This window comes from Pantoea sp. X-Soil-OKNW-556 (assembly GCF_059730695.1).
In genome coordinates, this window is record NZ_AP035992.1 from 239,969 (window position 1) to 252,867 (window position 12,899).

The 12,899-nt window shown below is 49.7% G+C and carries 9 protein-coding genes; 7 read left to right on the plus strand and 2 right to left on the minus strand.

The genetic code is table 11. The annotated features are described in order from the left end of the window. The first annotated feature begins 1 nt into the window (after position 1). From AC6I8T_RS24785 to AC6I8T_RS24805, 5 genes are all read left to right on the plus strand, one after another. Positions 2–292 (plus strand): hypothetical protein, encoded by a 291-nt coding sequence (locus AC6I8T_RS24785; protein ID WP_497834687.1) that lies wholly within the window; start codon positions 2–4, stop codon positions 290–292. Next, on the plus strand, positions 292–1,029 hold the full coding sequence (gene sctJ, locus AC6I8T_RS24790) for a type III secretion system inner membrane ring lipoprotein SctJ (protein ID WP_497834688.1): 738 nt from the start codon (positions 292–294) through the stop codon (positions 1,027–1,029). Before AC6I8T_RS24785 ends, sctJ begins: the two co-directional genes overlap by 1 nt. Beyond that, a complete protein-coding gene (locus AC6I8T_RS24795; protein ID WP_497834689.1) occupies positions 1,010–1,567 on the plus strand; it encodes a hypothetical protein in 558 nt (185 codons plus the stop codon). Before sctJ ends, AC6I8T_RS24795 begins: the two co-directional genes overlap by 20 nt. After that, complete coding sequence (locus AC6I8T_RS24800; protein ID WP_497834690.1) at positions 1,564–2,178, plus strand: hypothetical protein; 615 nt, start codon at positions 1,564–1,566, stop codon at positions 2,176–2,178. Before AC6I8T_RS24795 ends, AC6I8T_RS24800 begins: the two co-directional genes overlap by 4 nt. 153 nt (positions 2,179–2,331) lie before the next feature. Then, positions 2,332–4,344 carry a hypothetical protein gene (locus tag AC6I8T_RS24805; RefSeq protein ID WP_497834691.1) on the plus strand — a complete coding sequence of 671 codons (2,013 nt, stop codon included), beginning with the start codon at positions 2,332–2,334 and terminating at the stop codon, positions 4,342–4,344. Positions 4,345–4,432: 88 nt separating this feature from the next. Here AC6I8T_RS24805 and AC6I8T_RS24810 read toward each other — a convergent pair whose 3' ends face one another. Both AC6I8T_RS24810 and AC6I8T_RS24815 read right to left on the minus strand, forming a co-directional pair. Further along, positions 4,433–4,618 carry an Rpn/YhgA-type helix-turn-helix domain-containing protein gene (locus AC6I8T_RS24810; protein ID WP_497834692.1) on the minus strand — a complete coding sequence of 62 codons (186 nt, stop codon included), beginning with the start codon at positions 4,616–4,618 and terminating at the stop codon, positions 4,433–4,435. Positions 4,619–4,664: 46 nt separating this feature from the next. Beyond that, positions 4,665–5,546 carry a hypothetical protein gene (locus AC6I8T_RS24815; protein WP_497834693.1) on the minus strand — a complete coding sequence of 294 codons (882 nt, stop codon included), beginning with the start codon at positions 5,544–5,546 and terminating at the stop codon, positions 4,665–4,667. Between the two features lie 545 nt (positions 5,547–6,091). Here AC6I8T_RS24815 and AC6I8T_RS24820 point away from each other — a divergent pair. Continuing rightward, the gene (locus tag AC6I8T_RS24820; protein WP_497834694.1) at positions 6,092–11,482 is read left to right on the plus strand and encodes a hypothetical protein; all 5,391 of its coding nucleotides are present in this window, start codon (positions 6,092–6,094) and stop codon (positions 11,480–11,482) included. A gap of 138 nt (positions 11,483–11,620) precedes the next feature. After that, positions 11,621–12,868: a hypothetical protein gene (locus AC6I8T_RS24825; protein WP_497834695.1), complete on the plus strand. Its 1,248-nt coding sequence runs from the start codon at positions 11,621–11,623 to the stop codon at positions 12,866–12,868. The last annotated feature ends 31 nt before the right edge of the window (positions 12,869–12,899 follow it).

Below are 12,899 nucleotides of genomic sequence, written 5' to 3' on the forward strand. Positions count from 1 at the left end.
CATGGCGCAAATTCAACTTTTCGCCCTGCCGGACATGGCTGGCGCACTCAACCATGATGTCGAAGTCTCACTGGACCAACGGATGATTGCCGCCATGAGTCAGATGATTACGGAGAATCAACAATTGCGCACAGCAGGCACTACAGCGATGGATAACGCGGTGACCAACAATTCGCCTGGCGAGATGCTGAAATCTCTGGCCCTGCTAGGCGATCATAAAATTCACACCGAGACGCTACTGGCCTTCGCGCGTGAAGTGAACCGAGGGATTGAAACGCTGGTTAAAGCCTGATGAAACTGTTTGCTACGGGTAAAGTCTGCCTTTTGGCCTTGCTGATGTTACTGCTCACCGGTTGTCGCGATGAGGTGTTGAGTGGATTAAGCGAGCGCCAGGCGAATGAGGTCATTGCATTACTGGATCGTTACCAGATCCCGGCGACCAAAGTGCACGGAGAGAAAAAAATGTTTAATGTGCTGGTCGATCAGCAGCACATGAAGCAGGCGATTGCCGTGATTGCCGACTATCGCCTCCCTTCACACGATGACGTTGAGATCGACCGTTTTTTCCCCACCGATGCGTTAGTCGCTTCGCCACGGGCCGAGAAGGCGCGCCTGATCTCCGCGATTGAGCAAAAGTTGCAGCAATCGCTACTCAGGTTGGATGAAGCGGTGGAGGTACGGGTGCATATCACCTATCCGCTGGAGGATGAGACGCGCCTGGCCCATCCGTCAGATAAACGTATTTCGGTACTGATGCTCCATCGCCCCCTGGATGACGCCACCATCTTCGCCAATAAGATTCGTTTATTTATTTTGAACAGCTTTCCTGACGTCAAGCTGGAGGACATTACCGTGGTGCTGTTCGCGAAACAGGAGCCGCCACATCCCTCTGCGCACCCGGCGGAACCCTCTGGCACCAGTGCCATCATCATGATTGGCGTGGGGATGCTACTCATGACGGGCTTGCTAATTATCGCGAGGATTTGGCTACACAGACGGAGGGCAATCCGTGCAAACCAGATTGCATAAGCAACTATGTCAGCTGGGGGATATCAGCAGCTGGTTGCACCCGATGCGTCGACCTCAGGAGTACGCCGGACTGAACCGGCTACAGCAAAATCGGCTGTTGAGTTTACACCATCAGTTCAGGCTACCTGACCCTGATGCGCTCACCAGCGCCCCCGGCAGCGATCTCATCGCCTGCTGGGGGCAACTCCCCCGGCTGAGCCTGCTGGCGGGCAGCCTGGGCCTGATCGGCGCAGTACATACGCAACGTTTGCAGTCGTTGTATCAGGTCAGTGACCTCAGCTATATCACCGCCTTGTCCCTACAATGCTTCCCCATCCTGGCCACGGATGTCGGAACGTCGTTAAACGAAGCGCTATTGTGTGAACGTGGCTGGCTGGCGCTCTGCCAGGCGTTTAACGCATCTACTGAAATGACACAGGCTGGCAGACTGGCGCTGCCACCCCTTTCCTGCGACACGCGAGTACCGCTGACGGTATCGCTGCGTGTCTGCCTGACACTTAACAAACTTTTGCATTACGTTCAGGAAATAAGGCTATGAGCAGCATTGAACTGTTTTCAGCTTATGCCCTGCTCTCATCATCTGCGGTGACCTCATCATCACTGGATACGATGATGATACAGCGTCTGTCATCCCAACCGAGCGGTCAGGTTTTTCAGGAAAACGAAGAGACGCCAGCCCCCACCGTGAATGCCAAAGAAAAATTTTTGCAACGTTACGCGCAGGCTATCGCCGCCAGGGACTTTATCCTCGCCTACGACAAAGACCCGCAGAAGATGTGTAAGCAATTCGCCGCAGATCTCGCCCTGCTCTACAAATTGATGTTACCGGCCGAGGAGGATAAAGAAATTTTGCAACCTCCGTCGATATCAGAAATGGAAGACTGGTTGATTGCGTTGGTGCCTACGCCGGATGAAGAGGACGCCAGCGAAAAAGATCCTGTAGAACCGACCGATGAACAGAACTTTCTGTCGCTGGCATTCAACAATTTCCAGCTGATGTACAAAAAGAACTGGCAAAATATCTTCGATAAGCTGAAGGAGGAACGAGGCAAACCCCTGGCGGTGGACTGGGAGCAAGGGTTAGCCCAACCGAACTGGCCCTTTAGTGATGCCGAATATACCCCGACGGCTACCAGCAGCAAAAACTGAGTCATCCGTTATTCAGGACACAAGCGAATAAAACTCTGAGACCCTGCGCAATTTACACCCCCCTTCATAAGATTGCTGAAAAAATCATGGAAAAATTATTACCACGTTTTATTTACGGGATAAATAATAAATAAAATAACAAAAGAGGTCATCATGATGTGTGATTTATTATCTCCCCGCAGAAATAAACGCGCACTTCCGCGCACTATACTGACATCAGGATTGTTTTTTACAGGGATCAGTGCCAGTTATGCGGCGCTTTTCCCGGTGGAAAGCTTTCCATTACCCGGTAAAAGTACCTTCCTGTATCAGGGTGATGATCAGTTAATTTATGCTGTGTATCATAAGACTGACGGGTGCTCTGATGCTGTTGATGAATGCTCCAGCTATGCGGTCATTGAAAATCATGCCGTTAAGCGGTATGAACATTGGATTGCAGACAGCCTCAATGGCATGGCGCGTCTGGACAGCAGATTTCGTTTTGTGACCAACGGACCTGAAAATGAATTATATATTTCCAGCGACAGACGGATATATAGACTCAATGCCGATCCCGGAAAAGAAATTACCCCCATATTCATCATGCCAGAGAAAATTGGCATTTATAATTACAAAACAGATAAAATCAACACTTTTTTATTCAACAAAGATTTCACCCGATTATATACCGGCATAGTTCTGCGCAACAGTAATTATAATGCTGTAGCTGCCTGGGAGATTGATAGCAAAAATGGGGAAGTGCAGTCTGAATATCTCTGGAATGATAATCGTGGTTCTGCTGAACCTCATGCAATTTATAACCCTGACAAACAAGAGTTAATCTATCAGAGCAACGTGTCGAATTATGGTGGTTATAGCCTCTCGGCCATTGAAGGCGATTATCAATACCATGCCGGACAATGGTTTACCAGCGGCGCGGCGGTCATTGACGAAAATAATATGCTCTATGGGCTGAATGCGTATCAGTGCAAAATCAATAAAATCAAGTTGCAAGGTGCCACCAGCGATCAACCTGGCTGGGGAGTTACCGCTGATGGTTGCACTAACAGCGGGTTCTGGCACCATCCCCATACCCATATCAAATTGGGTAGCGAGGACAGCAACCTGCTGTATGCCAGTTATGAAAATGCGGTGTACGCCATAAACCGCGATACCGGATCCATACGATTCACCGTCCCGGCGCCAGAAGGGACAAAATTTATTCATCAGACAACGTTCGATGCCAGAACCGGATGGGGCTATCGCACTTTCAGTGGCGAAGATGGCAGCGGTGTCCTGGCTTTCTCGCCTGACGGGCAAAACACTAAAATTATGCTGTATCGCTGGGGTATCGACAGCGCGCCAATGATTCAGGGCAACTCACTGTACGTAGCAACGAGTAGTACCCTCTATCGCTATACACTGGATGGCCAGGAGATTGCTGGCTGGAAACAAGCCCGACAGATCGGTCAGGATGTACTGGAGGATAATAAAGATGACAAATTCATTTCCTTAGCCTGGGTCGTGAAAGAAAACGGTATCGAAATCGAACGTGGCTCCATTCCAGTCAGTCCGCGTGATTCTGTCGACAAGAAGGTCTCTCCGTATCAATGGCCATTGCAATTGGCAACCGCCATCAACGAGCGTTCTCTGTACCTGAAAGCCGGTGAACAACAAGATGATAAATTTATTCCGCTTGCCAGCAAATATCGCAATTTTATTTTCATTCCACAGGGCAGCAATATGAGTGTGGAACTAATACCCACTTTTTATGACTTTGCAGATTGTTCAACCGGATGCAACAGCGGCGTTATTCACTATTGGGGAATTAACCCCACCGGCAGCTATATCTGTTCGTTCAAAGACCTCGCGCCAAACTCTAAAATAAAAGTGACCGCGACTCCGCCCTTTGGACAGGCAGAAACCAAAATCTTCGAAGCTGGACAGAATACAGGTCGTTATAGCTGGCCTAAATTTCTGAGTGATTTTATCAATAACCAGTTCGGAAACTATGCGTTCAGGGCCGGAGAAAAGCTGGATGCGAAGAGAGATGTACAAATGAGGACGGTGTATAGCGGCTATCGCAACCGTCTGTGGCTATCGGGCAACAGTCGTATTACCATCGAACTGCCAGAAGCTGTAGGCAAAGTCGCAGATGACTGCGATGAAGACTCAATGGCGAAATAATGTAAGTTAATACGCCAGGTTTACACCGGGTTGGTATGTTGCGCTTACACCCTTCATCGGAAATAAGTGCAACACCCAACCCACACAACTACTTTTCAGGTCCCGATAAATCGTCCTCACTAACGCCTGTCAGTGCGATAATGGTTTCACGATCATAGCCTTTCTTCTCCATTGCCTTAGCGATATCAACCCTGGCCTGCTGCACACCTTTGTAATAACCTAACTCTTCCAGTTGCTCTGCAATACCTCGCGCAATCTTTTCTAAGTTTGCCACCCCTTTCCTCCCTTTGTTATATCGCTGGCGGTCCATTATTTCACTATTAAAACCGCGTAAACTCAGTATCGTTCTTTTTTGTTATGTCAAAAAAACAACAGGGTTTGATAAATTGCTGACCATCTTCTTGTGGATGTACGGCATTATGATTACCTTCGACAAAAACAACGTCATGATCAGGAACATGACTTTTTATCACGCGAATCGTATCAACCACGCTCATATTGTATTTTTTGGCAAATGCAATCGCATTATTGACTTTGACAACAACATCTGGTGTGCTGTTTGTCAGGCATTTTATCTCACCATAAGATCTGATGGATTCTCTGGTGTCGCTCACTATAAGCGTATCAATATCAATGTTAAATCCCTTGCGCGCCATATAGGTCAGCATTTCATGTGTGTTGAGTTTTTTCGTGCAACATTTATCATAAGAATGTTTGAATTTAGACACCCAGTCATTATTAATTCGATCGCTACCCCATGAATATTTCCCCTGTCCCGCCAGGGAAAATATCCCCCTACCTGATTTAGCAGAGAGTAATCGTTGGGTTTGCCAGTCGTCACAGCCGTTCATTTGCATGATCTTACTGACGGATAAAGCTCCCCTGGTGATGTTAGAGATTTTCTCCTCTAGCCTTTGCTCAACTCGGGTCAATAAGCGAATAATTTTCGCCTTATCGCCTTCCTGCCGGACGGTAATTCTATCGCCCTCAATCCCTTTTTTAAGAGAACACACAATAGCTCTCTGAAACTTCAGACTATAACCACTTTTCCTGACATATTTCGGCTTTAGGAAATTAAGAGAGAGTTTGACATTAGTTATGTATTTTACGAACTTCCTGGCGCCTTCTTTTGATACTTGATCACCTATAAGAAGATCAATGTAGTCTGAGGCAGAACCCTGGTGTGGACCTGTGATTATCATTGCCTTCCCCTCTGAGACATGGTTGTTAATCTGAAATCAGACTTCCATCTTTGTCATCGCAGAATGTCTTGTCGAGCGGCTTTCATGAATTTTTCATGGCATGTTTATCTTAATGCAGCCAGGCTAGTTAACGAGATAAATAACGAGATCGCGCAAATAAATATTAACCTGGAAACACCATATACAGAGGGAGAAAAACTCTAATAATCATTCACTAGCTTTAAATTTTTATTACCAGCTCAACTAACTCACGTAATTAACATAAAATGCCGCAGTATATATGATCGATTTTCATTAATTGTATTTAGAAAAAATCAGGCAACAGCTTCATGTTTTTTTCATAGCTATGGAGGAAAAGAATGATCCCGGATGCAGCCAATCCCCTATCTTCACCAGAATTTATTCACCCTGGCGGTTCAGGCAGCGAGGCAAAAAAAGCCACTTTGGTACCCTGGCTGGTTCGGAATACATGCAGTTTTATCAAGTCATGGTTTATCACTCCTCCTCCGCTACCCGCTGACGCGGCATTAGCAGACTACAAAAACATGACAAAAGGTATACCGGGTGCAAGATCGTTCAACAGTGAAACCGGGTTACTCGTCCATATTCAGGCGAAGCTGCTTAATTTTGAACAACAGACCTCTGCCATCGCTTCACAGCCAGGCACGCCTTCCCCCCTGTGCTGGCTACGTATCAAACAGGATTTTTTAACGTTTTTGCATGAAAAGTGCAGTGGTCAGCATTTACTGCCCGCGCAGCCGTTAGTTAGCGAACAACAGTTACAGCTGCTGGTGCAGACAATCTTTCCTGAAATCACTGATAAGGAAGTCCTGGCGCTGCTGACTTCCCGTTATCGCCATCTTCATAATCTGTTGTTGCGGGAGATATATCAGGTAATGGCCCGACCCGCACTGGAGCTGGCGCCCGCGGCAGGCATCCATTTGCTCAGCCAATGCCTGGCATTTCAATACCCCCTTATCGCGCTGGCTATTCAGGGGATTAACGCGATACGCCTTGCACCACGGCAAGGTATAAAACCGGGTTTGCATCTGGTTGATCAATGGGCCTGCATGCCGTTGCTGGGCCGTGGCACCCTCGATTCCGCAGGTTATCGGCCGGTTACTTTAGCTGGCGTCATCGCGCAGTGTCATGACATCGTCAGCGATGCCATCGCGCCGGGCATGCCATCTCCCGCCATACCGCATGAAGACAAAGCTATCCCCATGTTTAACTTCACCCTGAAGTTGCATGCTAACTCCGCGCTTAACTATCAAACGGCCCCTCTTCCGCTCCAACTTGCCGCAAACAGTTGTGCTGAATTTCTCAACACAGATACGCACCAACCTTTCTGTCCGGCGAACGTTACCCGCAACGCCGCCGAAACTTCAGAAGCCTTGCACGGACCTGGCGTAGTGACATTTACGCGTTTCACGGGGAGCAACAACCGGCAGTTGCTCCAGCAAGGCGTGTGGGTGGTCACCGACGACGTCACCATGCAGATCTTCGGCAGCCATATTTCGCCCATGCAAAGCCCAGTGCTGATTCAACATCGACACCTGGAAATCCACCGAGAACAGCATTCCTCTCAACAGGCCACCCAATTAATTTGTCCTGCCCCTTTCTGGTCAGCCGATCCCCCTCTGTCTGCCGCCTCCTTGCCCGCTGGCAGCCTGAACACTGAACCAAATTGGCACGGTTTTCTTTCTGCTGCTCACGCGCTGGAATCCACCACCGCTTTTGAGGGGGAATGGTGGGACAGAGGAAAACGCGGATTTGGCTTCGGCGTAAAGTTCGAACTGGAAGAAGCCGCCTCCTCGTCATCCACCACCCACGCTCCCATCCCCTGGCCTGGCTGGATTGAGACCGATGCCAACGCACCAGCCTGCCTCGAGATGCCCGCACAACTCGAAACCGCAGGCTTACGCGATATGATCAATCAACTCAGCCAACGAATTGAGACGCTGCCGACGCAGCAACTGAAAAGCATGCTGGAAGAATTTGTCGGTCCAATCGCTGGGGATAGCCGATTTAAGACCACGCTTCTCGCCGCCTGCGATCGCCTGGTTTCATGGGATGTTCAACATGAGCGAATGCATATTGATCCCGAACAGGCTGCCAATTTTATTGCTGGCCTGCCTGATATCTCCGCATTCAGACAATACCCGGAATCGATCGATGCCTTTGTCCGTTCGCCTCGCGCTACAGGCGCACTGGCTTATCGTCTGTTGCTGGCGCTGGATCATGCTCTGGACGCCACGGGTCGCCCACTGCTCAGCATCCAACAACTGTTTCTTCAGCGCATTAAGCCCACTACCACTTACGGAGAACTCGCGGCGTTGCTGGTAGAAACGGATCGCCTTTTTATCCAGCGGATACGTCCGGCCCTTGAGAGGTATGCACAGCAGGCCGGCAATAATCTGGAAGCAAAGCTCCGCTTTCTGGTGCTGCCAATGTTGCGGCAGCAATATCCGATGCTGAAATTGTCCGACCACCCGGACCTCAGCAGTGAACCTTGCCTCTCCGCCACCGGTTTTCAGCGTGCAGCGGCAGCGCATGAAATTCAGGACCCGGAAATTCTTGCGGCCGCCAGTGGCGAAGCCCTGCGCACCTTTGGTCTTCAGTTGATCTTCAGGCGTGCACCGGATGCATTGCAGGCCGAATTTGCCGCCACAGATGCACTGATTTTTAATCCCAGGTACAGTTTCAAACATTATCTGGCCGAGACACAGCAACAGGCGAAACGGCTCGATCAATACCTTCAGCATGCGTTCCGACTGCGTCAACTGCTCAACCAACCCGTGAAAAACGCCACCGAAATCACGCAACGTTACAATCAATTGCGGGAATCCATTCACGCCTGGTATCAGCCTGTACTGGAAAATCTGTCCGCTGACGATGAGGCGTTTTTTCAGCAACAATTCCTGACGTCACAAGGTGTCAGCATCTATCTGGTGCATCTGCAACAAACCACCGGGAACAAAACCGAAACGTCCTGCGTCGGCTGTTATCTCACTGCCAGTCACGATATCGAGTCGCGTACTTTGTTTATTACGCCTTTTGCCCAGTTGAACAAACTGGGCCAGCCCGACAGCTTTGATGCCAGCAATGAATTCAGCAACCGTCTTCAGACACAGGCACTGCTTAATGATGCGGGCAAAGTCGACATGTTGACCCGCATCTATCAGCCAGCGTTACGCAATAAAGCCAACATGCGTTTCCTGATCGATAAAGGGGTGATGATTAAGTCCGGCAACGCTAACGGCGGCTGGCCGTTTTGCGCCGCCGCCATCGCTCGCCAGATTAGCGAATGCCAATTTCCTGACATCACACAACCGACAAGCCAGGTCGCACCCACCAGCATGCCTTCGCCTGATTTACTGGGATTGTTGTTTGACTTAAACCCGTTAACCGTATGCTACGACGCGGTCAAATCCGTGATTCAGTTGCAATCGGTGAAAAACATCGTGCTACATCTTCTCGACTGTGGGTTGAGCGCTATCCCGGAAGAGGAGGCGGTGAGTGACATAGAAAAGGTGGGGAAATTTGCTTTGCGCTCGGTATACCATTATTTGGCAGACAGCGTTCGCGACCATCCCGACACCTCTACGGTATTTCCCCTGAATATCAAATTGGCGGAAGCAGGCATGGTCGATGATAGCCTGATTGGCGAAAAACTCTGCCGTTGCCCCGCTTTTAACGCAACCTTTGGTAAGGAGTTGCTACGGCGTTCTCTGCCAGTCAACGACCTGCCCAGGGGATATACGCTTACTGGCGTGATTTGGGATGAATTCAGCGATCGCATCCATTGCAATGTCACCACCCCTGATGGCACCAAAGATTATCAGTTGGATCGGTTTAGTCAGCATCTGTTGCCGCAACCCGAGACGCAACCTGCGACCGGGTTGACTATCCCGGTCGCAGAATTCCTGAATGCACTCAAGAATCAGCAGTTGCCGATGTTATTCAGCAACTTATCTCCCCTCTCAGCGATCCCGATTAGATTAAATGCTGTCGAAGCGGAAAATCCGGATCAGGATATCGTTTATAACCATCTTGACCACGCCAGCTTTCCTCCCGAATGGCGCTATCAGCGTAGCTGGATAAAAACGGCACCATACACGCAATTGATCGTGGAGTTTAAAAATGCCGCTGGCGCAGCGGTGTATGTTCAACTGAACCATGCCGGGCAGTGGCGTGACTGGCTTCCTCCCACCTCACTGCGGCGTGAAAATCGCGATCCTGTCACGCGACGACCGCTGTTCTTCGATGCGCTTACCCCCTCTTCCATCGGTTATCACGTTCTGGCGGCCACACTCTCTGCGCAACGGAGCGATGCGGCGAAGGAAGTTACTGACCAACTGCTGGCCATCCCTCATCCACAGCTATTAAACAAGATCTACGTAAAGGGGCTTTTCCACTATATTGCGTCTAACCTGCACCATACCTTTGAATCCTTTGGCGTTCCTGCACCTAAAAAATGGGTGGAGGAATTAAGTACCTGGCGAGAACCATTAACGGACGGAATAGTAAAAAACCTGGAGGACACGTTTAATAATTATAAATTGGTCCATTATCTGAAAGGGAACGAAGAGATTGATAAATTCGTTCTTGATATGATGCATGTGCTCTCTGAACGCAAAAAGTATGCCGCACGATATAATGATTTCCTGCTCAAATACCATAAATATGCCAGGGCATTAAAAAATCTTAAACAGGTGATCGAAACGGAACATTCAGCCGTAAAATCCTTTTTGATGAAAATAAAGAAAGCACTCCATCCGAATCCATCACCCTTTATTCTTAAGAGTTATAACGAAGAGCACTTACTCAGGAAGTATCCACTGGAGGCAGAAATTATTCGGAAAGCCCTCGGTGAAGTTCATCACACTGCCGGCGTGATCAGTGCCATGCTTGACCCGGTTGATAATCCAACGGGGATGTTGGATTTTCTGAAATCGTTTCTGGGAAAAAGCAGGCTGGACAGCACGCTGGTGGCAACTTTTCAGACGCATCTCATCAATATACTGCAAATTGCGGAAACGTTATCTGTGAACGACTTCTATCTGGTAGAGGATCGATTTCTCAATGATGGACGCATACCCGCTACCTGCGCCAGGCTGCCATTAGAGAAAAGTTTGCTTGGCAGCAGTGTCGTGGGTTACGTCTCCAGTGATGACAACTATAAAAGAATATATCTGATGAAATATGCCGTAGAGCAACTGCCAATCAAAGAACTGGCGAACGTCATTCGCCACGAAGGAAGTCATGTCGCCATGAGTGCGGTGGGGGATGAGTATATCGGCTCGGAAGTGTATCTTGACGCACCTCATCCGATTAAAAAACTCACGCTACACGGGATGTCCGTGTTGGGGAAAAAATTGCTGTCTGACAGTCGACTCTTTCAAAACTACGTGCTGAATGATGAACATTTTCTTGACGCATTTCTGACCCACTTTCATGACTATACCCATGATCCAATTATGAAAGCGAAAATTGACCACTTCAGAAATCGATTTTTACCGACAACACGCACGGTCAGCAATAATAAAAGTCAGGAAGACATGGCCGAAAAATATGCTTTACTCACCCCGGTGGTGGATAGTGCATTCAATAATCCGGCATATATGATGCAATTTATCCTGCGTAATGCCGACTGGGTCCTGAGCTTATTGGGATGGATGTTAGATTATGCCAGGAAAAAGACACATTTACGTGTCCAGCATGGACACAAACGACAGGTAAGATCGGCTGGTCATAAGCTCACACATTCCCGCCTGCGTACGGTACGTAAACGCGAGACAACGGCAAATACACCAAAGACGCCTCCTGCGTTTTACAACAAACTGGGGGGTGCTAATTCAACTACGGATCAGGCCAACAGTCTGTTTATTCAACTGTTGACGATACTGATCAGGAATAAGCCAGTGGTGACGTAATCGTGTTTCTCGGGCACGAGTTGGAAGTAGCCGATAGTCTTCGTGACATGCGGGGCAGACATATACCCAATAGCAACGTTGCTGGCGCTGGATTACAATGATGATCTCTCAAAAATTGTGTCCTGTATCTGCTGCGCTATGGCGGAGGGAGCATGTGGAATAGCTTCATTCCTGACTGAGGATCGTCCCATCAAAAAAACGCTGCTGTACTGGGCAGGTTTTGCGGCACTTTACACCGTGCTGGCACTGTTCAGTTTTCAAAACCGCGACCCGTGGAGTTTCTCCTCGACGGTGTGGTTTCCGGCAGGTCTGCTGCTGGCAGCGCTGTGGTTATCGCCCCGGCGCGACTGGCCAATGTGGCTAATCACCGCCGGGCTACTGCACGCATTGTGCGGTGTGTATACCGGACGTCCTCCTTTACTCGCCGGGATTTTTGCCGCTTTTGATATCGTGGTGTTTCCGCTTTGTGTCCTGCTGCTGCGCCAGTTGCCACAGCTACGCTGGCAACAGCCGGTCATTCAGGTGCTGTGCCAGGTCGGGATCGTGGCAGTGTGCCTGAGCCTCGGCAGCATCTTGCTCAGTTGCTGTTTATTGCTGGCAGGCTATGCCGTCGCTCCGCAGCATTTTCTCTCCTGGACGTTGGCCGCGCTCACGGCGGCGCTGTCTATCCTCCATTTTCTGCATAGCAAAGAGAGTACCTTCTCACCCAGCCGCTGGCACAGCATCCCGGCTCTCGCCAGCAACCTTGGTCTGATGTTACTGCTGGCAGCCACCAATAACGGCCCGTGGCTGGGGCTGAATCCATTGTGGCTTCAGTTCAGCGCCCTGCTGTTAAGCGTTTTTATTCTTTCCACTCGCCAGGTGGGTCTGCTTCTGCTTTTGCAATACGCCATCATGACCACCGCCGCGTCATTCGACCATTCGGCACAGGCAACGGTACTGACGGTATGGCAGGTACAGTGGTATCTGATTTTTTCAGCGATTCTTTCCGGTTGCCTCAGTGAATTCGTCGATGCCCACCGACAAATGGTGGCACGCAGAGAAAGCGAACAGCAAATTATTGCCCGCCTGGCGGATACGGCCTCCAGCCTGATATTTACGCTGGACCTGGCCGCAGGCGAAATTGAGTGGCGCGGAACGCCTGCGGGGTTTTTCCCCGATGAAACCCTTTCGGTAAGCACGCTGGAATTACTGAATGCTCATTGCTCTCCCCCGTTTATCCATGAGGTGATTGAATGGTATGCCGACACCGCCCGCATCCAGTTTAGCCAGCCAGTATGGGTGCAGCGGCTCAACGGCGAGCGGGTGCATTGTGTGCTGATGTTGCAGCGTATCGCCGGACAGCCGTCACTCATTGGCGGGCTGACCCTGTCAGGGGCGCAATAGCGACAGAGTCATCATTCCTCACATTGCAGGC